Below are 23,752 nucleotides of genomic sequence, written 5' to 3' on the forward strand. Positions count from 1 at the left end.
TGTCCCTGGTTCAACACCCAAACCACTGTGGGAGCGAGCCTGCTCGCGAAACCGGTCTGTCAGCCAGCTCTGATGCCGACTGATACACCGCTTTCGCGAGCAGGCTCGCTCCCACATTTGATCGGGGTGGTTTCAGGATTTGAAGCAGGCGTCGCTGAGTTTGTCGAGAACGCGGTCGGCGCGTTCCTCGGCCTTGGCCATGGTGGTTTTCCAGACGGCGACACACGGGTGCAGATCAGGCTCCTGTTCAGCCCTGGCCAGCCATTGAAAACAGTCATGCCACTCACCCAGGGCACCTTGTGCCGACTTCAAACGTGGCATCGCCGCATCGGGCAATCGGTCAAGTTCGGGGTAGGCGTCGATGCCGTAGCGCACGCGCTTGATCAACAGACGCAAGCGATGGCGATCATGGGCAGGATCGTGCAGGGCCTGATCGAGTTTCTTCCATTGCTTGGCGAGGCGCTTTTCGATGCGTTTGCGCAGCCCCTTGAGCAGGCCCTGACGCTGGGAAGCACGGAGAAAACGCGGAAACGCGTCGAGAATCATCAGTAACTGCGTGACCTCGGGGCTTGTCGCCACCGCCGGATACGCCTTGGCCATCTGCGCCATACGTCGTTGCGCGGCCTCGGGTTGACCGTTCTTGAGCAGGTAGGCCGCCAGCACCTCGCGATCACGCAACGGCGTGGTCAACTCGCCAACCCGGGACGACGCCGCCTCCAGTTGCTCGACGCCAGGCAGCCCGCGCAACGGTCGCAACAGACTGCGCAGCCGGCGAACCGTGGTGCGCAGCTCGTGCAACGCTTCCGGGTCAGTGCGCGCACTCAGGCGCGCCTGGCAAGCCAGCAGACGAACTTCCAGACTCAGTACTTGAGCCACCAACCGATCAACCAAGGCCGACATCGCTTGCTCCCTGAGTCGAATGTCCACTGTTCCCTACATCATGCCTCAACGGCCGGCACGTGACTCACGAATATAGAAGCGCGCCTTCTCGGCTTTCTTGGTGCAGCCTTCGAAGCCTTCGAATTGCTGCTGGGTCTTGGCCGCCGTCAACAGCGACAGGGCCTTGGAGTAGCTGACGGTGCCGGCGAACCCCTCGGCCTTGGCCAGGTCCAGTTCATGCCACGCCGCATCGAGTCCACTACCGCAGCTGTCACGATAAGCGGTTTTGCCGGCACAACCGGCAAGCGCCAGGGCAATCAATGGCACGCAAATCCAGGCTTTCATCACTCACACCTCAACATTAGGTAAACAGTCGTGCTGGTAAGACGGTCTGGCACGTGAAAAGTGCCTTGGCCCCGCCGCGCAAACGTCAAGTGTGCGTGAGAATACCCATGCGCCGCCATGGAGTGTCGAAAAAACGACGCCCTTGGCCCACCGAGCGACCTTAGCGATTGAAGCGCGCCCCGTGATGGGTGCATTGTTGAACCTTGTCAGACGAGGGCGATTCATGAAAAAGCGTGTCGCACTGGTGCTGGGCTCAGGCGGGGCCCGGGGCTATGCCCATATCGGTGTCATTGAAGAAATCGAACGGCGCGGCTACGACATCGCCTGCATCGCAGGATGCTCGATGGGCGCCGTGGTCGGCGGGATCTATGCCGCCGGCAAACTTGACGATTATCGCGACTGGATCGAAAGCCTGGACTACCTCGACGTCTTGCGTCTGGTGGACGTCAGTTTTCGTCTGGGCGCGATTCGCGGGGAGAAAGTGTTCGGGCAGATCCGCAAGATCGTCGGCGAGATCAACATCGAAGACCTGCGCATCCCTTACACGGCGGTGGCCACGGACCTGACCAACCAGCAGGAAATCTGGTTCCAGGAAGGCTGCCTGCACCAGGCCATGCGCGCCTCGGCAGCGATTCCGAGCCTGTTCACACCTGTGATGCAGGGCAATCGCATGCTGGTGGACGGCGGCATTCTCAACCCTTTGCCGATCGTGCCCGTGGTGTCGAGCCATTGCGACCTGATCATTGCGGTCAACCTCAACTCCACCAACCAGCGCCACTATAAACTGCCGGTGATTCAGCGTCCGCCCGCGTTCAAGACGCGGTTCGACAGCCTGATCAATTCCCTGGGTTCAAAAATGCCGTTCCGCCGCAAGCAGGCCGAACAATTGCTGCTGCTGGAAAAGGAAGCGTTGATGGCCGAAGCGGCCGACATCAACCCCTGGATCGAATCCGCCGAACCCGAAGCCCAGCAACCGGCAGCCGCCCCCGAACGCGAAGGCGCACCGAAATCCGCCACAGGTTCGTTCATCATCGACAACGTGGGCCCGGCGTCGTTGCTGGACCTGATCAACCAGAGTTTCGAGGTGATGCAGACGTCGTTGGCGCAGTACAAGATCGCCGGGTATCCGCCGGACATCCTGATCAACGTGCCGAAACGGGTGTGTCGGTTTTTCGAGTTTTACAAGGCGCCGGAGTTGATCGCGCTGGGGCGGGAGATTGCGCGGGATACGCTGGATAGATACGAGAATGAGCGGGATGCCTGAAGTTTTCGGATGACGGTGGCCTCTTCGCGGGCAAGCCTCGCTCCTGCAGGGTTTGAGTCGTTCGCGAGCTTTGTGAACGATTCACATCCTGTAGGAGCGAGGCTTGCCCGCGAAGACAATAGGCCGGACACCAAAAAGCTAAAGACTTCCCTCACTCAACAACCGATAACCAACCCCCGCTTCGGTAACGATAAAGCGCGGCTGGGTCGGATCATCCGCCAGCTTCTGGCGCAAATGCCCCACCACAATCCGCAAATAATGACTGTCCTCGGTATGGGTCGGCCCCCAGATATCTTTCAGCAGTTGCTGCTGGGTGATCACCCGCCCGGGATGCCGGGCCAGTTGCGCCAGCACCGCATACTCTTTGCGGGTCAGCGCGACTTCGGCGCCATCGAGCAGCACCCGGCGATAGGCCAGGTCCACGGTCAGCGGGCCAAACGTCAGCGCCGCTTGCTGAGCCTCGCCAACGGGGGCCTGACGCAATAAGGCACGCACCCGGGCGAGGAATTCCTGGATACCGAACGGCTTGGTCACGTAATCGTTGGCACCGCCATCGAGCGCTTCCACCTTTTGCCCTTCGCTGGCACGCACCGAAAGCACCAGCACCGGCGCCGTCGACCATTCGCGAAACTCGCGCAGCACTTGCTGGCCGTCCATATCCGGCAGGCCGAGATCGAGCACCAGCAAGTCGGGTTTGTTCAACGCCGCCTGGGCCAGCCCTTCGTTGCCATTGCCGGCCTCCAGTACCTTGTAACCCTGGGAAGCGAGGCTGATGCGCAGGAACTTGCGGATTTGCGGTTCGTCGTCGATGACCAAAATGGTCGCGGTCTGGCTCATGGTTTCTGATCGTGGCATGGAGATGTCCGAAGGGTATCAGGCTTCACTTTCAAGGCCCGGCTGTTCCTGCAATGGCAAGTGCAGTGTGATGCAGGTGCCGCGCCCTTCAATGCCGTCCGCGACACTGATCCGACCGCCATGCGCGCCGACCATGCCCTGACAGATCGCCAACCCCAGGCCGGTGCCCTGCCCGCCCCGATCACCACGCGCAGCGGTGTAGAACATGTCGAAAATCTTCGCCCGCTCTTCCTCCGGAATCCCTGGCCCCTCGTCGCTGACCGAGAAAAACAGCTCGCTGTCATTGGCGCCGGCGCGTAATTGCAGACGGCCGTGAGGCGGAGAAAAACGTGCGGCGTTTTCCAGCACGTTGACCAGCGCCTGCTCGATCAACGCGGCATGCACGTACAGCAGCGGCAATTCGGCCGGCACTTCGGTGCTGACCTGCAACGGCGCCAGTACCGCGCGCAGACGATTGAGCGAACTGCCGACAATATCGGCCGGCGACACCCAGTCCCGCGCCAGCTTCAACGCACCGTGACCGAGGCGGGTCATGTCCAGCAGGTTTTGAATGTAACGGTCGAGGCGCTCGGCTTCATCGCGGGTGCCTTCAAGCAGTTCGCGGCGATCCTCCAGCGGGATGGCTTCACCGAGGGCCAGCAGGCTGTCGATGCTGCCGCGCATGGAGGTCAGCGGCGTGCGCAAATCGTGGGACACCGACGCCAGCAAGGCGCTGCGCAACTGCTCGGTTTCGCCGTGCAGGCGCGCCGCTTCCAGGTCTTCGGCCAGTTGTGCGCGAGCCAAGGCCTGGGCCAGCGGTTGACTCAACGCCGTCAACAAACGCCGACGCTGACCGCTCAAGGTCTGGCCTTCTTTGGCGCACACACCGAGCAGCGCCAACGGTCCGTCTTCCACCGACAACGGCCACCACCACCAACGCCCGAACGGCAGCGTACCGGTGCCCGCGCCCGCCGGCTGGTCGTGTTGCCAGGCCCAATCGGCGGCAGCGCGCTCGGCTTCGGAAAACTCCAGCGGGCCGCCGGTCTCGACCTTCCAGCCACCCTGGCCGTCGCGGTTGAGCAGGCACAGTTGCAGATCGCTCCAGCCATTGAGGTGCTGGGCCGCGGCGCTGACCACGGCCTGGCGGTCGGTGGCGGCGGTGAGTTTGCGCGACAGGTCGAGCAGTTCGGTGGTCTCTTCCTGAGTGTCGCGCAACGCCTGCAATTGCCGCCGCTGCCGCGCCGCGAGGTTACCGGTGAGGGCCGCCATCAGCAGGAAGAACAGCAAGGTCAACACGTCTTCTTCGCGCTGGATGGCGAACGAAAAATTCGGCGGGATAAACAGAAAGTCATAGGTCAGAAACGACAGCGCCGCACAAGCCAGCGCCGGGCCCAGGCTGCTGCGCACCGCCACGAGCAACACGGCGGCGAGGAACACCAGCGATATATTCGGCAGCGGCAAGACGCTCGCCACGGCCCAGGCCAAAGCAGTGGCCAGCACCGTCGCCACGACCGCCAGCGCGTAGTCGAACCACACCAGCGAATGCGCCGAACGCTGACGCGGCTGATGCTGTTCGTGATCACTGTCGAGGACGTTGATTTCCAGCCCCCGCGCATCACGCAGCAAGCGTGATGCCAGACCGCCGCCGAACAAGCGCCGACGCAAACGCTGGCGCGATTGACCGACCAGCACCAGGCTGGCACGGCGTTCGGCAGCGTGCTGGATCAATGTTTTTGCGACTTCACCGGCGCGCAGTAACACCACTTCGCCGCCCAGTCGCTCGGCCAGTTGCTGGGCACTTTGCAGGCGCAGTCGCGATTGTTCGTCGCGCACGCTGCCGTTGTCCACGTGCACCAGGCTCCACGGCAGATGCCGACGCTGGGCGACGCGGCTGGCGTGGCGTACCAGGCGTTCGGCCTGAGCATCGCCATCGACGCCGACCAACAATCGACCGCGCACCGCTGGCGCGGCCTGGCCAAGTTGTCGATATCCCTGGGCCAGGTCATCGTCCACCTGCGCAGCGGCGGTTTGCATTGCCAGTTCGCGCAGGGCGGTGAGGTTGGTCTGGGTGAAGAAGGCGTCGATGGCCGCCCGCGCCTGCTCCGGCACGTAGACCTTGCCGTCACGCAGACGCTCAAGCAGTTCGCGTGGCGGCAGGTCGATCAGCAGCAGTTCGTAGGCTTCTTGCAGCACCCAGTCCGGCAGGGTTTCGCGAACCTGCACGCCGGTGATCCCGCGCACTTGATCATTGAGGCTTTCGAGGTGCTGAACGTTGACCGTGGTGAACACGTCGATGCCGGCGGCGAGCAATTCCTGGATGTCTTGCCAGCGCTTGGCGTGACGGCTGCCAGGGGCGTTGGTGTGGGCCAGTTCGTCCACCAGCACCAATTTCGGCTTGGCCGCGAGCAGACCGTCGAGGTCCATTTCTTCGAGCGTGACGCCACGGTATTCCAAGCGCACCAAGGGCTGCTGCGGCAAGCCGCCGAGCAGCGCTTCGGTCTCGGCGCGGCCGTGGGTTTCAACCACGCCGGCGATGACTTTCACGCCCTGGCGCAATTGGGTGTGGGCGGCTTGCAGCATGGCGTAGGTCTTGCCGACACCGGGTGCGGCGCCGAGGAAAACCTTGAGCCGGCCACGGCCATCGCGGGGCAGGTCTGCTAACAGCGCGTCGGCGCGGCCGGAGTCACTCATTTGTCATTGCCTTATCTTGATTGATCGTTCCCACGCTCCGCGTGGGAATACAGCTCGGGACGCTCCGCGCCCCCTTCAGAGCCGAACGCGGAGCGTCCGTTGATGCATTCCCACGCAGAGCGTGGGAACGATCATCTTCTACAGGTTTTCCAGCGCGATGTTTAGCGCCAGCACATTCACCACCGGCGGCCCCACCAATGGCTGCTCAATGTGCGCATTCATCAATTGCTGAAGCGTAGACACCGGCAAATTACGCGCCGCCGCAACACGCGCCAGTTGATAGGCAATCGCCGCCGGTGGCAAGTGGGGATCGAGGCCGCTGCCGGAGGTGGTCACCATCGCCAACGGCACTGGCCCCTGACCGGGCACCAGCTGTTTGTTGGCATCGTCGATCACCCGGGTGGCCAGCGCCGGATTGCTCGGCGAAAGGTTGCTGGCGCTGCTCGACACGGTGGCAAACGCACCCGCCGATGGCCGTGGATGAAACCAGGCATCGCCAACGAAATCCTGGGCAATCAGCGAAGAGCCACGGACCTTGCCGCCGGCGTCACGCACCAGGCTGCCATTGGCTTGATCCGGGAACGCGACCTGGGCGACGCCAGTGACGACCAAGGGGTAAGCGACGCCGGTGATCAGGGTCATCAGCACGAGCAAGCTCAAGGCCGGACGTATCATTGTGGACATTTCAAAATCCTCGAATTCAAAGAACATTCATCAGGCACACACGTCACTTGTGGCGAGGGAGCCTACTCCCGCTCGACTGCGAAGCAGTCGTCAACCCGGCAAATGCGGTGTACCTGAACAAACACGGTGTCTGGGATGGGGCCGCTTCGCAGCCCAGCGGGAGCAAGCTCCCTCGCCACAAAAACCCCACCACAGCTCCCGACCGTCAAACCAGATGCAACGCCGTCAGCAGCATGTCGATCGCCTTGATCCCCACGAACGGCACTACAATCCCGCCCAATCCGTAGACCAGCAGATTGCGTCGCAGCAACGCCGCCGCGCTCGCGGCCTGCACTCGAACCCCACGCAGCGCCAGTGGAATCAGCACCACAATGATTAAGGCGTTGAACACGATCGCCGAGAGAATCGCGCTCTGCGGACTGCTCAGATGCATGACGTTCAGCACGCCCAATTGCGGGTAGATCGAGGCGAACAGCGCCGGCAGGATCGCGAAGTATTTGGCCACGTCGTTGGCGATGGAAAACGTCGTCAGCGCACCGCGGGTCACCAGCAATTCCTTACCGATCTGCACCACGTCCAACAGCTTGGTCGGGTCGCTGTCGAGGTCGACCATGTTCGCCGCCTCGCGCGCGGCTTGCGTACCGTCGTTCATCGCCATGCCGACGTCAGCCTGGGCCAGGGCCGGGGCATCGTTGGCGCCGTCGCCGCACATGGCAACCAGGCGACCGTCGTTCTGTTCGTGGCGAATGCGCGCCAGTTTTTTCTCTGGCGTAGCCTCGGCCAGCACGTCATCCACGCCCGCTTCGGCAGCAATGGCAGCGGCGGTCAGCGGGTTGTCGCCGGTCACCATGACCGTGCGGATGCCCAATTTGCGCAGCTCGGCAAAACGCTCGCGGATGCCGGGCTTGACCACGTCCTTGAGGTGGATCACACCGAGCAATTTGCCGTCGGCGCAGACCAGTAACGGGGTACCGCCGCTTTGAGCGATCTTGTCGATCTCACGGGACAGCGGCGCGGCCAGGTCGGCGCGTTTCACACCGACGAAGGCCAGCAATGAATCCACCGCGCCTTTGCGATACACACGCCCCTGATAGTCGACACCGGACAGACGGGTTTCCGCGCTGAATGGTACGGCCGTCAGCAACTCGGCGGCGGGTTCAGGTTGTGGCTGAGTGCCGCGCAGGTACTCGACGATGGACTTACCTTCAGCCGTGTCATCGGCCAGCGAGGCAAACAATGCGCCCTCCGCCAGTTCACGGGCGGTGACGCCCGGCGCCGGATGCACTGCGGTGCAGCGACGGTTACCGAACGTGATGGTGCCGGTCTTGTCCAGCAGCAGGACGTGAACGTCCCCCGCCGCTTCCACGGCGCGACCGGATTTGGCGATCACGTTCAGGCGCACCAGACGGTCCATCCCGGCAATACCGATGGCGGACAACAAACCGCCAATGGTGGTCGGAATCAACGTGACCAATAACGCCACCAGGAACACCAGCGGCAGGCTGCCGTTGGCGAAGTGGGCGAACGGTTGCAGGGTGACGACCACCAGCAGGAAGATCAGGGTCAGGCCGATCAGCAGAATATCGAGCGCGACTTCGTTCGGGGTTTTCTGGCGTTTGGCGCCTTCGACCAGGGCGATCATGCGGTCCAGTGTCGACTCGCCGGGGTTGGCGGTAATCTTCACCAGCAGCCAGTCAGAGACCAGGCGGGTGTTACCGGTGACAGCCGAACGGTCGCCCCCGGACTCACGAATCACTGGCGCGGATTCGCCGGTGATCGCCGCTTCGTTGACGGCGGCAATACCTTCAATGACCTCGCCGTCGCCGGGAATCATTTCCCCGGCTTCAACGCGCACCACATCACCTTTGCGCAGGCTGGTGGCCGGTACCACTTGAAAGGTGCCGTTATTGGTTTTACGGCGGGCGCTCAAGCCTTCGCTGCCGGCCTTGAGGCTGTCGGCGCGGGCCTTGCCGCGACCTTCGGCCAAGGCTTCGGCGAAGTTGGCGAAGAGCACGGTGAACCACAGCCACAGGGCGATTTGCGCAGCGACGAACGTCGGCACGGCACTGTCGGGAATGAAGCACAGCACGGTGGTCAGGATCGCGGTCAGTTCGACCACCAGCATCACCGGTGCACGCTGCAATTGCCGTGGGTCGAGCTTGACGAAAGCTTGCACCAGCGCCGGGCGCCACAGGGCCGAGATCGCGGTTTTTGGCTGTTCCGTCGCCTTGACGGCCGCCGGTTTGTTTACAGGCATATTCATCATTGACTCCTTAGAAGCCCATGCTCAGGTGTTCAGCGATAGGACCCAGCGCCAACGCCGGCAGGAAGGTCAAACCACCCACCAACAAGATGGTCACGGTCAGCAGGATCACGAACATCGGACCATGGGTCGGAAAGCTGTTCTGGCCGATTGGTGCGGTTTTCTTCATCGCCAGGCTGCCGGCCAACGCCAGTACCGGGAGGATGTAACCGAAGCGACCGATCAACATACCCAGTCCCAGCATCAGGTTGTGGAACGCCGTGTTGGCACCGAAGCCGCCGAAGGCCGAACCGTTGTTGGCACCGGCCGAGGTGTAGGCGTACAGCAACTGGCTGAAGCCGTGGGCACCGGGGTTGCTCACCGCAGCGACCGGACCGGGCAGGCTAGCGGCAATCGCGCCAAGCACCAGCACGCCGAGCGGCATCACCAGCAAGGTCACAACCAGCAACTGGACTTCCTTCGCCTGGAGTTTCTTGCCCAGGTATTCCGGGGTACGACCGATCATCAGGCCGGCGAGGAACACCGCGATCAACACGTTGAGCAACATGCCGTATAGCCCCGCGCCGACGCCGCCGAAGATCACTTCGCCAACCATCATGTTGACCAATGCGACCATGCCGCTCAGCGGGTTGAGGCTGTCGTGCATGCCGTTGACCGAGCCGTTGGACGCTGCGGTGGTGGTCACCGACCACAGCACCGTGGCGGTCGTGCCGAAGCGCGCTTCCTTGCCTTCCAACGGCGCGGTCTGTTCGACGGCGACGTTGTTCAGGGTCGGGTTAGGTTGGTATTCAGCCCACAACGAGGTCGCGCCGCCGATCAGGAACAGCGCCAGCATGCAGGCGATGATCGCGCGGCTCTGACGCAGGTCTTTCACGTAGTGGCCGAAGGTGAACACCAGGGCAGCCGGGATCAGAATGATCGAGCCAACTTCGAACAGGTTGCTCCACGCTGTCGGGTTCTCGAACGGGTGCGCCGAGTTGACGCCGAAGAAGCCACCGCCGTTGGTGCCCAGTTGCTTGATCGCAATCTGGCTGGCGGCCGGACCGAGCGGAATCACCTGATCGACGCCTTGCATGGTCACGGCATTCACGTACTGCGCGAGGGTTTGCGGCACGCCCTGCCAGACCAGGTACAGCGCCAGCAGCAGACACAGGGGCAACAGGCCGTAGAGGGTTGCGCGGGTCATGTCGACCCAGAAGTTGCCCAGGGTCTTGCTCGACTTGCGACCAATACCGCGGCACAGCGCAACCAATACCGCCAGGCCGGTGGCGGCGCTGACGAAGTTCTGCACGGTGAGGCCGACCATCTGGCTCAGGTAGCTCAGGGTCGCTTCGCCGCTGTAGGACTGCCAGTTGGTATTGGTCATGAAGCTGACGGCGGTGTTGAACGCTTGCGTCCACTCCTGACCCGGCAGGTTTTGCGGGTTCAACGGCAAGTGATCCTGGAACAACAGGATCGCGAACAACAGCAAAAAGCCCGCGAGGTTGAAGGCGAGCAAGGCCAGTGTGTATTTCTGCCAGCTCTGTTCGACCTGCGGATCAACCCCGGCCACCCGATAACAACCACGTTCGACCGGTCCGAGGATCGGCGAAAGCCAGGTGCGCTGGCCTTCCATGACCTTGTAGTAGAACCGCCCAAGGAACGGTGCCGGGATCAGCACCACGGCAAAGAAGGCCAGGATCAGCCAATAGTCATAACTGTGCATAGCCGCTCCTAGTTCCGGTCCGCGCGCAACAGCGCAACCAACAGATAAATGAACAGCCCCACTGCCAATAGCAGTGACACCCCGTCCAGAACGCTCATGGAAGTTCTCCGTGTTACGGCGTATTGCCGCGTGTGGAGTCATTGTCGGCAGGGAGGCTGTAAAGGAACGAGACCGAGGGGTGTGGCGGGGCATAAAGAATGCGTAAAGAGTGGGTTTATGCCGGCGTTACAGAGGTGTCTGGACCGGCGACTTCGCGGGCAAGCCTCGCTCCTACAGGTCCGTGGAGCGCTCGCCCTTGTAGGAGCGAGGCTTGCCCGCGAAGGCGGCATCACTGGCAACAACGCCCTCCACTGGCGCACAAAAACCAGCCATCCCGCAGCGAACATCCCCGATACGACACCTTTTTACGCTTTACGACTGCTATCACAACACTGGCACGCCCACTGCAAACGCCTCCCCCCGACGCTTTTCAAACCGTTCAGGGAGCAAACGCATGAACACACAACTCAAACCCACGCTGGGCACGTTGCACCTGTGGGGTATTGCGGTCGGGCTGGTGATTTCCGGTGAGTATTTCGGCTGGAGTTACGGCTGGGGCGTGGCCGGAACACTCGGGTTCCTGGTGACCTCGTTCATGGTCGCCACGATGTACACCTGCTTCATCTTCAGCTTCACCGAACTGACCACGGCGATTCCCCACGCTGGCGGCCCCTTTGCCTACAGCCGCCGCGCCTTTGGCGAGAAAGGCGGATTGATCGCCGGGTTGGCGACGCTGATCGAGTTCGTCTTCGCCCCGCCGGCGATTGCCTTGGCTATCGGCGCTTACCTGAATGTGCAATTCCCGGCCCTCGACCCGAAACACGCAGCGGTCGGCGCCTACATCGTGTTCATGGGCCTGAACATTCTCGGCGTGAAACTGGCCGCCACCTTCGAGTTGATTGTCTGTGTATTGGCCGTGGCGGAACTGCTGGTGTTCATGGGCGTGGTCGCTCCGGCGTTCAGTTTCAGCAACTTTGCGCTCAATGGCTGGGCCGGTTCCGATGTGTTCGGGGCGCCGGCGATTGCCGGGATGTTCGCGGCGATTCCTTTCGCCATCTGGTTCTTCCTCGCCATTGAAGGCGCAGCGATGGCCGCCGAAGAAGCCAAGGATCCGAAACGCACGATTCCCAAGGCCTACATCAGCGGCATCCTGACCCTGGTATTGCTGGCCATGGGCGTGATGTTCTTTGCCGGCGGCGTCGGCGACTGGCGCACCCTGTCGAACATCAACGACCCGCTGCCACAAGCCATGAAAACCGTGGTCGGTGAAAGCTCGGGCTGGTTGCACATGCTGGTGTGGATCGGCCTGTTCGGCCTGGTGGCGAGTTTCCATGGGATCATCCTCGGCTACTCGCGGCAGTTCTTCGCCCTCGCCCGCGCCGGTTACCTGCCGGCGTCGCTGGCCAAACTGTCGCGCTTCCAGACACCCCATCGGGCGATCATTGCCGGCGGCGTAATCGGTATCGCGGCGATCTACAGCGATGGTCTGATCAATCTCGGTGGCATGACGCTGACCGCGGCGATGATCACCATGGCGGTGTTCGGCGCAATCGTGATGTACATCATGAGCATGCTCAGCCTGTTCAAGTTGCGTAAAACCGAACCGAACCTGGAGCGCACCTTCCGCGCGCCGTGCTACCCGCTGGTGCCGATGATTGCGTTGATCCTGGCGGTGGTGTGCCTGGTGGCGATGGCCTGGTTCAACACGTTGATCGGCTTGATCTTCCTCGGCTTCATGGCGGTGGGCTTCGTGTACTTCATGCTCACCGCGCAATTGCGCGCGGATGCACCGGCCGACGCGATGTTGACCGGACGCTGAATGGTCTCAGGCGTTACCGACAGATCAGGCATAGAATGGAACCACCGCGATATGAAATCGCTCAAAGTGGTATGCACGATCGATTGGCGAAACCCGCCAATCGGCCTGCCCTCAAGGAGAGCCCTATGCCCTGGTATGCCTGGTTGATTCTGGTCGTTGCAATCGGCTCGATCGTTGGTGGTTTGATGATGCTGCGTGACACTGCCAACAAGGTCGAACTGACCGAAGAGCAACGTAAACGTGTCGCGGAACGCAACGCGGAAGCGGACGCCAAGGATGCGCAGGACCGCTAAAAAACTGCTGAACAGCTTCTGTAGGAGCGAGGCTTGCCCACGAAGGCGATCTCAGGGACGCCTTCGCGGGCAAGCCTCGCTCCTACGTCCGATTATTTTTCCCAGTCGGCCTTGGCGATGTGCAAGCCATGCAGCCCTTTATACGCAGCACGTTCAGGCTGGCTCCAGCCCTCGAGCAATGAATCCTCCAACCGATAAATCTCCACGCCCAGCGGGCGACAGACGCTGAGCGGATCCTGCGCATCCGGCCCCCACATGGCCAGTGACAGGTCCCCTCCCGGACAGGTCGACAGCGCACACAGCAGATCGATCTCGGCAAAGAACTCCAGGTAATCGCCCTTCTGCGCCGGACAGGCCTTCATGAAGTACATGTCGTCGTGGTTCAGGCCCGTACACTGAAAAATGTTCAGCACGTCATGCACGTCGAACTCGGTCAGGCCATGGGGCAACACGGCGCGCGTCAGGTTGGAGTGGCAGTGATGATGGAAGTCCTCGCCGGTGAGCATTTTGTTCACATAGGGATCGCAGCGCGTACCCAGCAAATCGTGCAAACGCCCCCCATGTTCATCGATGCCGTAATCGGCCAGGCTGTCGTCGGTGATGGTCACCAGCGGCCGTAAAAAAGGCAGGTTCGACCAGAGCCGGTCATGGGTGCTGACATGGGCGCCCTGCAGTTGCCGGGTCCGCGCTGCCCACAAACGCTCGCGCGGGTCGTTGGCGTTCCAGACGTTGAAGTCGCCGACTTGCGGGCCGACCGGCGTGGTCACACGAAACACGTGCCCGGCCGGCACGTTCCAGGCGCGACCGGTGCGGATCGGCACTTCAAACTGCTCGATCAGCGTGCGGCCTTCCCTGGTGTCGCGAATCCGTTCGTAGAAGGCTTTGTCCACCTGCAAGGCCGAGCCTTTGCTGACTTGATAGGCCGCCGGATAGTCTTTGTACATGGCACACATCCTCGATCAGTGATGGGGGGTTGGGGCAAGCATTCGCAACAGAAGGTGTTCAGAGTCATCGAGGTAAGCGCTCATGGCGTCTGCGGCGGCGCGCTTGTCGCCCTCAGCGAGAAAGTCATGGATCTGCCGGTCGCGAGCCAGCCAGGGCGCCTGAAAACGTGATTCATCGGGCGCGGCGCAGAACGCCAGGCGCAGTTGCGCAACAACGTTGGTGAAAAACTCATCGAACAATGGGCTGCGCAGCAACCCGACGATGTGTTGATGAAACGCCAGGCTGTGGGTGCCGACGGCGCGCCAGTCCTCGCGTTCCCGGGCCAGCTCGGTGGCCTCCAGCGCCTCGAGCATCCGGCCCGATTGATCATCGCGCAATGGCGGGCTCACGCTGATGGCTTGCAGTTCCAGGGTACGCCGGACCTTGAACAAATCCCGAACATCATCCTGACCCAGCCTGCGCACCATCACGCCCTTGTTGCGCACGTAACGGGTCAGTCCATCCTGCCCCAGGCGGTGCAACGCTTCACGAATGGTGTTACGGGAGGCGTTGTAGGCAAACACCAATTCGTTTTCCACCAGCGCCATACCAGGCAGCAGGCGACCGCCTATGATGTCGGCGCGCAACTCCAATGTGATGTGATCGGCCAGGGACAGTCCACTGTTCATGCTCATCGCCTCGTGATTGTTCAACAATCGTCAGCTGACAAGTAATCACTATTCGTGCCAGCTGAATCGATGCGGCAGGACGAAGTTGGTCGCATCTGCATGCTTTTTAGAAGTAGAAGTACAGTCACCATCCCATTTTCATTGGTTAAGATGGCGCATTGTTGCGGAGATTTCAGATGCGTTACTCGCAGGACCATAAAGCCCAGACCCATCAACGCATCATCAAGGAAGCATCGGCGCGATTTCGCCGCGACGGTATTGGCGCGACCGGCCTGCAACCCCTGATGAAAGCGCTGGGGCTGACCCACGGCGGGTTCTACTCGCATTTCAAGTCCAAGGACGAACTGGTGGAAAAGGCCCTGCAGGCCGCCGGCGAACAGTGCGACGCCATCTGCGCCGAGCTGTTCGCGCAGGAGCACCCGCTGGAAGCATTCATCGACACCTATCTGTCTGAATGGCACCAGACGTCACCCGACCAGGGTTGCCCGCTGCCGACCATGTCCTCGGAGCTTGGCTTGCGCGGACAACCCAGTCCGACCTCTGACGTGGTGCTCAATTCGAGGCTGGAACAAGTGCAAGGCACGCTTGAAGGCGAAGATGCCGCCGACCGCAGCATCTTCATTATGTCGGCCCTGGTCGGGGCGTTGTTGCTGTCGCGCAGTGTCGAGAATCAGGAGATGGCCCAGCGGATTCTCGACGTGACACGCGAATTTCTCAAACAGCCCTGGGATTAGTCCTGCCAGCGTTTGAAGAGCACGCTGGCATTGACCCCGCCAAACCCGAAGCCATTGGACAGTGCATACTCGATCGCCATCGGCCGCGCCTGACCGTGGACGATGTCCACGCCTTGCGCCGCAGGGTCCGGGTTTTCGAAATTGAGGGTGGGCGGCACGACTTGATCCCGGATCGCCAACAGCGTGAAGATCGCCTCAATCCCGCCCGCCGCCCCCAGCAAATGCCCGGTGGCGGACTTGGTCGATGTCACCGCGATCTTGTTGTCCGAACCGAACAATGACTTGATGGCCGCCAATTCTCCAAGGTCCCCAACCGGGGTCGAGGTGGCGTGAGCGTTGAGATGCTGCACCTGTGCGGCAGAAATGCCCGCCTGGGCCAGGGCCAGCGACATTGCCCGACGCGCGCCGCTGCCATCTTCGGGGCCGGCAGTCAGGTGATAGGCATCGGCACTGGTGCCGTATCCGACCAGTTCGGCCAAGGGCTGAGCCCCACGGGCAAGGGCATGTTCAAGCGATTCGATCACCAGAAGGCCAGCACCTTCCCCCATCACGAAACCATCACGACCACTGTCGAATGGCCGAGAGGCACGCTCCGGGGTGTCGTTATAACCACTGGACAAGGCACGCGCAGCCGCGAAGCCGGCGAGGCTGACCCGATCGATCGCGGCTTCCGCGCCCCCGCACACGGCGATATCCGCCTCACCACAACGAATCAGCCGCGCCGCATCGCCAATCGCCTGGACCCCGGCCGCGCATGCTGTCACCGGAGCACCCAGCGGGCCTTTGAAACCATGCTGGATCGACACATGACCGGCCGCGAGGTTGACCAGAAAGGAAGGAATGGTAAATGGCGACAAACGTCGCGGACCACGGCTGTCGGTCGTACGGACCGCATCGGCAATTGCGCCGAAACCACCCACGCCCGAGCCGATAATCGTCGCGGTGCGCTCCTGAGCATTAGCGTCTTGCGCTTGCCAACCGGACTGCTCCACCGCCTGGCGCGCGGCCTCCATGGCAAACATAATGAAGCGGTCCATTTTTTTCTGCTCTTTGGGCGGCGTCGCCCGGTCCGGGTCGAAACCCGCCTCGGGATCTTCCGTCATGGAGAGCACCGCGCCGCCGACCTTGGCCGGCAGATCGGCAACCACTTCGTCAGGCAACTGACGCAACCCGGAGCGTCCAGCCAACAGGCGCCCCCAGACCACCTCGACATCGCTACCCAGCGGGGACACCAGGCCCATGCCCGTTACAACCACTCGACGATTACTCATACCGCAATTACCTCAAGCCGATTGAAGACGCCTCACTTGTAACGCGTGGCGGCCGTACTTTTGGAAAGATTCGGGGCCATGACCAGGCGAGCTTTTACAAAGTCATCCCACTCGGAGGCGTTCGGCAACGATGGAATGGTGATCAGCTCACCCTGGTCCAGACCGGACAATGCCGCATCGACCATCTCCCCGGCTTCCATCACCATGTCTGCGGGAATCTGAGCAGCGTCGATACCGGAGCGCTCCCAGATTTCGGTGCGTGTTACGCCTGGCAACACGGCCTGGACCTTGACCCCGGTACCGTCCAGTTCCGCGTTCAACGACTGCGTCAGACTTAACACATAAGCCTTGCTCGCGCTGTAGGTCGCGTTGAATCGCTCAGGAAACAACGCCACTACCGAGGCGATATTGATGATCGTGCCACGGCCAGCCTTTGCGAAAGCGGCGGCCGCTGCCGATGCCAGGCGCGTGACGGTGGTGACGTTGAGCTGGATCAGCTTTTCCATCTGGTCCATGTCGGAATTGGCCAACAGACCATCCGTTGCGACACCGGCGTTGTTGAGCAGCAGGCTGATACTCGAATCGCTGCGTAGACGCTGCTCAATCTTCAGAACGTCGTCTTTTTGTGTGAGGTCTGCCTTGAGCACTTCGACCTGGACACCATGCTCGGCGCGCAACTTGCTCGCCGCTGCCTGCAAGCGTTCCTCGTCGCGAGCGACCAGCAACAGATCAAAACCACGCGCCGCCAACCGCTCAGCGTAGATGGCGCCGATTCCGGAGGACGCTCCGGTGACGAGGGCGGTTCCTTGGGTCTGGACAGAATTCATGAGCGTGCTCCTGGGAGGATGTGATTGGAAGATGAGCGTCTGCTTTGGCGGACTCAGGAATTATTATAGGCATAATCCAAAGACAATATGATAGTCGTAATTTTTTACATACCGATAGAAGGCAAGCCGCCGTCCTTAACGCCAAAATGCAAAAAGGCCGGTCAATGACCGGCCTCTTGGGCGTTTATCTAAAGCTTAGTTCACTTCCAGCTTCTCGCGGTTCTTATCCAGAATCGCCTTGCCTATCCCCTTCACTTCCAGCAATTCGTCCACGGACGAAAATGGCCCATTACTGTCACGATAAGCAACAATCGCCTTGGCTTTGGCCTCCCCAATACCGGATAGCTCACGCTGCAGCGTCGGTGCATCAGCTCCATTGAGGTCGACTTTGCCAGACAGCGCCTTAGGCGCGACTTCCAGCGCAATAGGTGCGTTAATAGCCTCAGACTTTGCCGCAGGCGCGGCGATGGCAGCAATAGAGGCGCTGGTCAGTAGGGCGAAAACCAGAGAATAGAAATAGCCTGTACGCATAAATGAAGCTCCATGACATCGATTGAGAAAGCAGCTTTTCCGAAGCTGCCTTCCAAACTTAGGCGATGTGGTGGGGCTGTCAAAAGTGTGTCTGTTGCAGGATGTGAAACAATCAGGGTTCGAGGCGGCGTTGTTGATAGATCCAGTCGACGATTTCGCCGTCGGGGGTGTAGCCGCTGACGGTTTCGCGCAGGAGTTGGCGGACGCGTCCGTAGTCGTCCTGATCAACAGCATTCAGCAATTCCGTCAGACGTACCTTGAGCACATCCCAAGGCAAATGGTCCTCGTTGGCACACATGATCATCGGGTGTTGAGTCGCCGCTACGTTATCGCCAATCAGCAGCTCCTCATAAAGCTTTTCGCCAGGGCGCAGCCCAGTGAATGCGATGGAAATATCACCGTGGATATTCTTGTCCGATCGGACACTCAGGCCTGACAAATGAATCATTTTCTCTGCCAGCTCGACAATTTTTACCGGTTCCCCCATGTCCAGAACGAAAACATCACCTCCCTGCCCCATAGAGCCGGCCTGGATCACCAGTTGGGCCGCTTCCGGGATTGTCATGAAATAACGGGTGATTTTCGGGTGGGTGACCGTCAACGGGCCGCCGGATTTGATCTGGCTGTGAAACAGCGGGATGACTGAACCGGAGGACCCCAGAACATTGCCGAATCGAACCATTGTGAAGCGGGTTTTGTTCACTCGCGAGACATTGGTCGTATCGCCAAACAACACCGGCGCAAGTTCTCGACTGAGGGCCTGCAGCGTTAGTTCGGCAAGGCGTTTAGTGCTGCCCATAACATTTGTCGGACGCACCGCTTTGTCTGTCGAGATCAACACAAAGTTTGCTACGCCTGCCTGCAACGCTGCCTGAGCGGTATTGAGCGTACCGATCACATTGTTGAGAACACCTTCTGCGATGTTGTGCTCAACCATCGGAACATGCTTATAAGCGGCGGCGTGATAAACAGTGTCCACGTGCCAGGTTTTCATGACATCCAGCAACTTGTCCTGATTGCGTACAGAACCCAAAATCGGCAAAAGACGAACAGATAAAGACTCTCGCGATATCCGCTGCTCAAGCTCGGACAAGATGCTGTAAAGATTGAATTCACTGTGCTCAAACAGCAAAAGCGTGGTGGGACGCAAAGCCAGAATCTGGCGACATAGTTCGGAACCGATTGACCCTCCAGCCCCCGTCACCAGTACCGACTGACCCTTGATGCAATGCTCAAGCAAGTCATCCTGGGCCGGAACAGCATCACGACCCAAAAGGTCAGCGATGTCTACTTCCTGGATATCGTCGACTTTTACCCGACCACTGGCCAGGTCCATGAAACCGGGAACGCTTCGAACGTGGAGAGGGAAACCTTCAAGGAAACCGAGAATCTCCCGGCGGCGACCACGGGAGGCGGAAGGAATGGCTAATAGAATTTCCTGCGCGCCGGTTTCATCGATCATTTGCTGGATGTGCTTGGGCTTATAAACTTGCAATCCGGAAATGACGCGAGCGGCGATACTTTTGTCATCGTCAATAAAGGCCACCGGGCGCATGATTCGCCCCATTCGCAACGCCGCTACCAACTGGTTCCCCGCGGCTCCAGCACCAAAAATAGCAACCCGGGGCAGTCCATCATCCCGATTGGTGAAAGGCACATGCTGCGCCGCAGCAAACCAATCACCCAGGAAATATTGACGCATTGCCAGGCGCAAACCACCGACCATAATCAGGCTCAACCACCAGTAGTTGAAGATGATGGAGCGAGGGACAATGTTCTGATGGTTGCTGTACCAGTAAACGATTACGCCGAGGATCAGAGAAGATAAGCTGACTGCCTTGATGATTGCGATCAGCGCATCATTCCCGAAGTAACGCATCACGGCACGATACATGCCGAAACGGATAAACAAAGGGATAGCGACGACTGGAGCACTCAGAAACAGCCACGAATGGACGATAAGTGGATTGACCATATCATCTATGCCGAGGCGTACCAAAAATGCCAACCATAACGCCGCCCATACTAAAACGACGTCAGCCGAAACCTGAATCAGTCGCTTCTGGCGACGTGGCAGCCCCAGCAACAATGTGCGTAACTTGTCCATAACTCCGTCGTACACCTCGAACCGCTCCCCATTGATCGTGTGTGACGAGTGTACGTCTCTCTGACGCACTCGTTACTTTAAAAATTCCATGAATCAACTGCTGATTGTCTATTTTTCTTCCATTTCGCCCGCATGAAATTTTACCGCCAGAATTACAAGAGGGATGTATGCGATGAGCAAACCAAATGCTCCGTTCAACCCTGAACAAGCAACAAATAGCGCCACGGGCAACAGCCACGCAATATTAATTGCCCCAACAGCAAGAGTGACGGGTAGATGTTTTTGGTATCGGCGGGATGCAAATTGATACGCATGACTGCGATGAGCTTCGTAGACTTTCTCTCCCCCTATCAGCCGACGTAGCAGCGTGAAAGTCGCGTCCACGATGAAAACGCCTAACAAAATCAACCATGACCAAAGTAGCTGCGGTGAAATCCACGCCGCCTGTATTGAAATCACACCCAGCACCATGCCGAGAAATCCGCTACCCGAGTCCCCCATGAAAATGCGTGCTGGAGGGAAATTCCAGAACAGGAAACCGGCCACTGCCATGGCTAGCATTGCCGGGACCCACATCTGATTCTGGAACCCGCTCAACCAGTAAAGCAAGCAGGCGCAAAGGCAGACGGTAACCGCCTCGACACCTGCGATACCATCAATGCCATCCATGAAGTTGTACAAATTCAGCATCCACACCAGGTAGATCGTAGCCAATACATGTCCCAGCCAGCCTAGATCCAACGAGTGGCCAAAGAAATCAAGCGAGGGTAGGCCATCGAGCCAGAACAAGGCCCAGACGGCTCCAGCAAAATGGCCAAGCAAACGCCACCGAACTGGCACATGACTGTGGTCATCCAACCAGCCGAGAAGCGCAATGCCAGCCCCAGCCCCCAGCAAGGCAAAAATATAATTCCAGTCGATGACTCCAACAAGGCCGAGAACCGGTAGTGCTGCAAGGAAACTGAAAGCGATGGCTATACCACCAGCCCTTGGCGTAGGTATGGAATGCGAACTGCGACCGTTTGGAATATCCATAAGGCTGCGAGCCAGAGCAAAACGACGCAAGGCTCCCGTTAGCGCCAGAGAAACGCTAGCTATTACCGGCAACGACAACCAAAGAGCCATCAAAGAGGTACCCAAAAAAGTGCGAAGTATAACGCCTGCTCCTTCAGACCTCTCGCACTTGCTATCCGACGTGATTGACCAGATAGACATGGATTACGCGCAGAAATCAGAATCAGGGGCTGGTAGATCGAACGGTTCATCGACGCCCGAGCCCGCAAGAAGCTGACCCGGGATTCCCCTCAGATGTTGTAAACCCACGCGAGCCTAGGGCTTACAGGCTTGCTGCATAACACTGCAAATGGCTTTACAGGTCTTATTGATTTCAGATTCAGTCAATGTCGGATGCACAAGGAACATCAGGCTGTTCTCTCCGAGTTCCTTGGCAACGGGTAACCGGACTTCTGGGCGCCAGCCAGTATCATCAAACGCTTTCTCAAGGTACACCTCAGAGCAAGAACCAGAAAAACATGGCACACCAAGCGCTGAAATCTCTGACAGAATTCGGTCACGGTTCCAGTCTGCCTTTAACTGATGTGGCTCTAAGAATACATAGCATTTATAAGCAGCGTGAGTGTAGGTTTCGGGAATCGCTGGCACGCGCAAACCTTTAAGCTCACGAGCATTCGACCAGATACGTTCGGCATTATTTATACGGCTGGCATGCCATTCGGCCATTCGACGAAGCTGAATGCGGCCAATGACTCCTTGCACTTCCAGCATCCTCCAGTTAGTGCCAAAGCTTTCGTGCAACCAACGGAAGCCCGGCTGATGCTCGCGTTCGTAGATAGCTTCCCAGCTCTTGCCATGATCCTTGAACGACCACATTTTTAACCAGAGGCTTCGGTCGTTCGTCGTGACCATTCCGCCCTCGCCTCCGGTCGTCATGATCTTGTCCTGACAAAAAGACCAGGCGCCGATATGACCAATGGAGCCTACAGGACGCCCCTTGTACTTCGCACCATGTGCCTGGGCGCAGTCTTCAATTACCTTAAGATCATGAAGTGCGGCAAGCTCCATGATGGCATCCATATCACATGGCCACCCTGCCAGATGCACACAGATTACGCCCCGGGTACGGGGCGTCAGTACAGCCTGGATTGTCTGCGCGGTAATGTTCTGGGTATCGCGGTCGACCTCGGCAAAGACCGGTATGGCACCGGCATTGACGATACTGGAAACTGAGGCGAGGAAGGTCCGGGGAGTGACGATGACTTCATCCCCATGTCCGATTCCCAGAGCATTTAAAGCGAGATCAAGGGCAACGGTGCCGTTCGCCAAGGCGATGGCATATTCCGTGCCGGCCCAAGCGGCAAACTCCTTCTCAAATTCGCGGCATTCTTGCCCGGTCCAATAGTTGACCTTATTGGAAAGCACTACATCGCGAACAGCGTTGGCCTCTTCCTCAGTGAACGAAGGCCAAGGAGAAAATGGGGTATTCAACACGATTTTTACCTGCCATCCATAATTAAAAAAGTACCGTCGAAAATTCAAACGGCCAATCAGTCACATGTATCCGATGGTTAAGCACTCAGGATCTGACAATCGCTCGAGCGGGAACCCCGGCTACTGTCATGTTATCAGAGATATTGCAGACCACAGCCGCACCGGCACCGACCATCACATTTGAGCCTATTTGGAGCACCTGTCTGACACAGGCACCGATGCCTATCCAGCTCCCGTCACCTACGCTAACGGCGCCTGCCAACCTGGCGCCAGGACTGATATGTACGCATGCGCCGAGAATACAATCGTGATCAACGCTACATCCTGTGTTCAAAATCGCCCCTTCTCCCACCGACGCATAGGCATTGACTACTGCAGATGCAAACACAACGGTTCCAGGCCCAATCTTAGCGTATCGACTTATGATCGAAGAAGGATGCGCCAGCACTGGAAGCTTTGCGCCCAAGGCCTTTAACTCATCAATTTTGCTGCGCCGGACACCGTTGTTGCCGATAGCGACCAGGACACCATCGAACTCCGTTATGCGATTGAGCAACTCGCTGGTATTCCCAACCACTGACCAAACGCCGATGGATGAAACTTGAGGCCACGCATCATCAAAGAACTCAATGACCTGCCACCCACAACATTCAGCTGTGTCAGCGACAACCTTGCCATGACCACTCGCACCAAGAATTGCCAGTTTCTTCATTTTTTTGACCCGGTGAACTTGGTCATTGTGACTTCACCTTCAGCACTAATCCCATCCCTGACGAGTACTTTTTTGATGGTGAGGAAGATGATTTTGAGATCAAGCCACAACGACTGATTGTCTACATACCAGACGTCAAGTTTGAATTTCTCTTCCCAGGACAGTGCATTGCGACCATTTATCTGGGCCCACCCGGTGACGCCCGGACGTGCGTCATGTCGGCGAACCTGGACCTCATCGTACAGGGGTAGATACTCCATCAATAGGGGACGAGGGCCTACCAAGCTCATATCCCCCTTGATCACGTTCCACAACTCAGGAAGTTCATCCAGGCTGCTGGAACGAAGAAATCTGCCAAAATCCGTCATTCGCTCAGAATCGGGCAAGGGATCACCGTCAGCGTCCAAAGCGTCCCGCATCGTGCGGAATTTGACCATTTCAAAGGGTTCACCACCGAGACCCGGTCTGACTTGTCGAAACAAGATTGGAGATCCCAATCGTTTGCGAATCAAGAATGCGACTATCGCGATCACGGGAGACAAGACAATCAACCCGGCGACCGAGGCCACAATATCGAAGAAGCGTTTTGACATCGGAGGTCCTTGAAAAACACATTATCGTTGGAGAAAAGGA

General features: G+C 59.2%; 22 protein-coding genes. 4 read left to right on the top strand and 18 right to left on the bottom strand.

Annotated features, from left to right (window positions below; translation table 11 throughout):
- Positions 1-132: 132 nt before the first annotated feature.
- Together FBY01_RS16780 and FBY01_RS16785 are read right to left on the bottom strand one after the other, a co-directional pair.
- On the bottom strand, positions 133-900 hold the full coding sequence (locus FBY01_RS16780; RefSeq protein WP_010461622.1) for a CHAD domain-containing protein: 768 nt from the start codon (positions 898-900) through the stop codon (positions 133-135).
- Between the two features lie 45 nt (positions 901-945).
- Positions 946-1,224 (bottom strand): hypothetical protein, encoded by a 279-nt coding sequence (locus tag FBY01_RS16785; RefSeq protein WP_010461623.1) that lies wholly within the window; start codon positions 1,222-1,224, stop codon positions 946-948.
- 223 nt (positions 1,225-1,447) lie between these two features.
- On the opposite strand from FBY01_RS16785, the gene FBY01_RS16790 reads away from it, so the two are divergent.
- The gene (locus FBY01_RS16790) at positions 1,448-2,488 is read left to right on the top strand and encodes a patatin-like phospholipase family protein (RefSeq protein WP_010461624.1); all 1,041 of its coding nucleotides are present in this window, start codon (positions 1,448-1,450) and stop codon (positions 2,486-2,488) included.
- Between the two features lie 138 nt (positions 2,489-2,626).
- Here the strand turns inward: FBY01_RS16790 and FBY01_RS16795 are convergent, their stop codons facing one another.
- The 6 genes from FBY01_RS16795 to kdpF form a co-directional block, all read right to left on the bottom strand.
- Positions 2,627-3,325: a response regulator gene (locus tag FBY01_RS16795; protein WP_010461630.1), complete on the bottom strand. Its 699-nt coding sequence runs from the start codon at positions 3,323-3,325 to the stop codon at positions 2,627-2,629.
- Positions 3,326-3,361: 36 nt separating this feature from the next.
- Positions 3,362-6,013, bottom strand: a complete 2,652-nt coding sequence (locus tag FBY01_RS16800; protein WP_083374712.1) for a sensor histidine kinase KdpD — start codon at positions 6,011-6,013, stop codon at positions 3,362-3,364.
- Positions 6,014-6,151: 138 nt separating this feature from the next.
- Positions 6,152-6,697 (bottom strand): potassium-transporting ATPase subunit KdpC, encoded by a 546-nt coding sequence (kdpC, locus tag FBY01_RS16810; protein ID WP_010461634.1) that lies wholly within the window; start codon positions 6,695-6,697, stop codon positions 6,152-6,154.
- 205 nt (positions 6,698-6,902) lie between these two features.
- Positions 6,903-8,960: a potassium-transporting ATPase subunit KdpB gene (gene kdpB, locus FBY01_RS16815; RefSeq protein WP_145308666.1), complete on the bottom strand. Its 2,058-nt coding sequence runs from the start codon at positions 8,958-8,960 to the stop codon at positions 6,903-6,905.
- A 10-nt stretch (positions 8,961-8,970) separates the two neighbouring features.
- Positions 8,971-10,665: a potassium-transporting ATPase subunit KdpA gene (gene kdpA, locus FBY01_RS16820; RefSeq protein ID WP_145308668.1), complete on the bottom strand. Its 1,695-nt coding sequence runs from the start codon at positions 10,663-10,665 to the stop codon at positions 8,971-8,973.
- 8 nt (positions 10,666-10,673) lie between these two features.
- On the bottom strand, positions 10,674-10,763 hold the full coding sequence (gene kdpF / locus FBY01_RS16825) for a K(+)-transporting ATPase subunit F (protein ID WP_007899818.1): 90 nt from the start codon (positions 10,761-10,763) through the stop codon (positions 10,674-10,676).
- 395 nt (positions 10,764-11,158) lie between these two features.
- Here kdpF and eat point away from each other — a divergent pair, with 395 nt between their 5' ends.
- Both eat and FBY01_RS16835 read left to right on the top strand, forming a co-directional pair.
- Positions 11,159-12,523 (top strand): ethanolamine permease, encoded by a 1,365-nt coding sequence (eat, locus tag FBY01_RS16830; protein ID WP_145308670.1) that lies wholly within the window; start codon positions 11,159-11,161, stop codon positions 12,521-12,523.
- 125 nt (positions 12,524-12,648) lie between these two features.
- Positions 12,649-12,816 carry a DUF2897 family protein gene (locus FBY01_RS16835; protein WP_010461642.1) on the top strand — a complete coding sequence of 56 codons (168 nt, stop codon included), beginning with the start codon at positions 12,649-12,651 and terminating at the stop codon, positions 12,814-12,816.
- Positions 12,817-12,908: 92 nt separating this feature from the next.
- Here FBY01_RS16835 and FBY01_RS16840 read toward each other — a convergent pair whose 3' ends face one another.
- Both FBY01_RS16840 and FBY01_RS16845 read right to left on the bottom strand, forming a co-directional pair.
- The gene (locus FBY01_RS16840; protein ID WP_077747932.1) at positions 12,909-13,760 is read right to left on the bottom strand and encodes a DUF1989 domain-containing protein; all 852 of its coding nucleotides are present in this window, start codon (positions 13,758-13,760) and stop codon (positions 12,909-12,911) included.
- 15 nt (positions 13,761-13,775) lie between these two features.
- Positions 13,776-14,429: a GntR family transcriptional regulator gene (locus FBY01_RS16845; protein WP_077747933.1), complete on the bottom strand. Its 654-nt coding sequence runs from the start codon at positions 14,427-14,429 to the stop codon at positions 13,776-13,778.
- Between the two features lie 176 nt (positions 14,430-14,605).
- On the opposite strand from FBY01_RS16845, the gene FBY01_RS16850 reads away from it, so the two are divergent.
- Positions 14,606-15,163, top strand: coding sequence for a TetR/AcrR family transcriptional regulator (locus tag FBY01_RS16850; RefSeq protein WP_077747934.1), 558 nt, complete (start codon positions 14,606-14,608; stop codon positions 15,161-15,163).
- On the opposite strand, the gene fabF is transcribed toward FBY01_RS16850, so the two are convergent.
- From fabF to FBY01_RS16890, 8 genes are all read right to left on the bottom strand, one after another.
- Positions 15,160-16,434, bottom strand: coding sequence for a beta-ketoacyl-ACP synthase II (gene fabF, locus FBY01_RS16855; RefSeq protein WP_010461652.1), 1,275 nt, complete (start codon positions 16,432-16,434; stop codon positions 15,160-15,162). The genes FBY01_RS16850 and fabF overlap by 4 nt on opposite strands.
- A 32-nt stretch (positions 16,435-16,466) precedes the next feature.
- Positions 16,467-17,261: an SDR family oxidoreductase gene (locus FBY01_RS16860; protein WP_145308673.1), complete on the bottom strand. Its 795-nt coding sequence runs from the start codon at positions 17,259-17,261 to the stop codon at positions 16,467-16,469.
- 195 nt (positions 17,262-17,456) lie between these two features.
- Positions 17,457-17,792 (bottom strand): helix-hairpin-helix domain-containing protein, encoded by a 336-nt coding sequence (locus tag FBY01_RS16865; RefSeq protein ID WP_083374718.1) that lies wholly within the window; start codon positions 17,790-17,792, stop codon positions 17,457-17,459.
- A 112-nt stretch (positions 17,793-17,904) separates the two neighbouring features.
- A complete protein-coding gene (locus FBY01_RS16870; protein ID WP_083377234.1) occupies positions 17,905-19,899 on the bottom strand; it encodes a nucleoside-diphosphate sugar epimerase/dehydratase in 1,995 nt (664 codons plus the stop codon).
- A gap of 108 nt (positions 19,900-20,007) precedes the next feature.
- Complete coding sequence (locus FBY01_RS16875) at positions 20,008-21,024, bottom strand: glycosyltransferase family 4 protein (protein WP_083374719.1); 1,017 nt, start codon at positions 21,022-21,024, stop codon at positions 20,008-20,010.
- Between the two features lie 204 nt (positions 21,025-21,228).
- Positions 21,229-22,407, bottom strand: a complete 1,179-nt coding sequence (locus FBY01_RS16880; protein ID WP_083374720.1) for a DegT/DnrJ/EryC1/StrS aminotransferase family protein — start codon at positions 22,405-22,407, stop codon at positions 21,229-21,231.
- A gap of 85 nt (positions 22,408-22,492) precedes the next feature.
- Positions 22,493-23,119, bottom strand: a complete 627-nt coding sequence (locus tag FBY01_RS16885) for an acetyltransferase (protein ID WP_083374721.1) — start codon at positions 23,117-23,119, stop codon at positions 22,493-22,495.
- Positions 23,116-23,712, bottom strand: coding sequence for a sugar transferase (locus tag FBY01_RS16890; RefSeq protein ID WP_145308675.1), 597 nt, complete (start codon positions 23,710-23,712; stop codon positions 23,116-23,118). Before FBY01_RS16890 ends, FBY01_RS16885 begins: the two co-directional genes overlap by 4 nt.
- Positions 23,713-23,752 lie beyond the last annotated feature (40 nt).

The organism is Pseudomonas sp. SJZ077 (assembly GCF_007993905.1).
Lineage (GTDB): Bacteria > Pseudomonadota > Gammaproteobacteria > Pseudomonadales > Pseudomonadaceae > Aquipseudomonas > Aquipseudomonas mandelii.

Excerpts from the sequence above, each read along its gene's own strand:
- FBY01_RS16780 (WP_010461622.1), bottom strand. The coding sequence starts at position 900 with ATGTCGGCCTTGGTTGATCGGTTGGTGGCTCAAGTACTGAGTCTGGAA.
- FBY01_RS16785 (WP_010461623.1), bottom strand. The coding sequence starts at position 1,224 with ATGAAAGCCTGGATTTGCGTGCCATTGATTGCCCTGGCGCTTGCCGGT.
- FBY01_RS16790 (WP_010461624.1), top strand. The coding sequence starts at position 1,448 with ATGAAAAAGCGTGTCGCACTGGTGCTGGGCTCAGGCGGGGCCCGGGGC.
- FBY01_RS16795 (WP_010461630.1), bottom strand. The coding sequence starts at position 3,325 with ATGAGCCAGACCGCGACCATTTTGGTCATCGACGACGAACCGCAAATC.
- FBY01_RS16800 (WP_083374712.1), bottom strand. The coding sequence starts at position 6,013 with ATGAGTGACTCCGGCCGCGCCGACGCGCTGTTAGCAGACCTGCCCCGC.
- kdpC (WP_010461634.1), bottom strand. The coding sequence starts at position 6,697 with ATGTCCACAATGATACGTCCGGCCTTGAGCTTGCTCGTGCTGATGACC.
- kdpB (WP_145308666.1), bottom strand. The coding sequence starts at position 8,960 with ATGAATATGCCTGTAAACAAACCGGCGGCCGTCAAGGCGACGGAACAG.
- kdpA (WP_145308668.1), bottom strand. The coding sequence starts at position 10,665 with ATGCACAGTTATGACTATTGGCTGATCCTGGCCTTCTTTGCCGTGGTG.
- kdpF (WP_007899818.1), bottom strand. The coding sequence starts at position 10,763 with ATGAGCGTTCTGGACGGGGTGTCACTGCTATTGGCAGTGGGGCTGTTC.
- eat (WP_145308670.1), top strand. The coding sequence starts at position 11,159 with ATGAACACACAACTCAAACCCACGCTGGGCACGTTGCACCTGTGGGGT.
- FBY01_RS16835 (WP_010461642.1), top strand. The coding sequence starts at position 12,649 with ATGCCCTGGTATGCCTGGTTGATTCTGGTCGTTGCAATCGGCTCGATC.
- FBY01_RS16840 (WP_077747932.1), bottom strand. The coding sequence starts at position 13,760 with ATGTACAAAGACTATCCGGCGGCCTATCAAGTCAGCAAAGGCTCGGCC.
- FBY01_RS16845 (WP_077747933.1), bottom strand. The coding sequence starts at position 14,429 with ATGAACAGTGGACTGTCCCTGGCCGATCACATCACATTGGAGTTGCGC.
- FBY01_RS16850 (WP_077747934.1), top strand. The coding sequence starts at position 14,606 with ATGCGTTACTCGCAGGACCATAAAGCCCAGACCCATCAACGCATCATC.
- fabF (WP_010461652.1), bottom strand. The coding sequence starts at position 16,434 with ATGAGTAATCGTCGAGTGGTTGTAACGGGCATGGGCCTGGTGTCCCCG.
- FBY01_RS16860 (WP_145308673.1), bottom strand. The coding sequence starts at position 17,261 with ATGAATTCTGTCCAGACCCAAGGAACCGCCCTCGTCACCGGAGCGTCC.
- FBY01_RS16865 (WP_083374718.1), bottom strand. The coding sequence starts at position 17,792 with ATGCGTACAGGCTATTTCTATTCTCTGGTTTTCGCCCTACTGACCAGC.
- FBY01_RS16870 (WP_083377234.1), bottom strand. The coding sequence starts at position 19,899 with ATGGACAAGTTACGCACATTGTTGCTGGGGCTGCCACGTCGCCAGAAG.
- FBY01_RS16875 (WP_083374719.1), bottom strand. The coding sequence starts at position 21,024 with ATGGCTCTTTGGTTGTCGTTGCCGGTAATAGCTAGCGTTTCTCTGGCG.
- FBY01_RS16885 (WP_083374721.1), bottom strand. The coding sequence starts at position 23,119 with ATGAAGAAACTGGCAATTCTTGGTGCGAGTGGTCATGGCAAGGTTGTC.
- FBY01_RS16890 (WP_145308675.1), bottom strand. The coding sequence starts at position 23,712 with ATGTCAAAACGCTTCTTCGATATTGTGGCCTCGGTCGCCGGGTTGATT.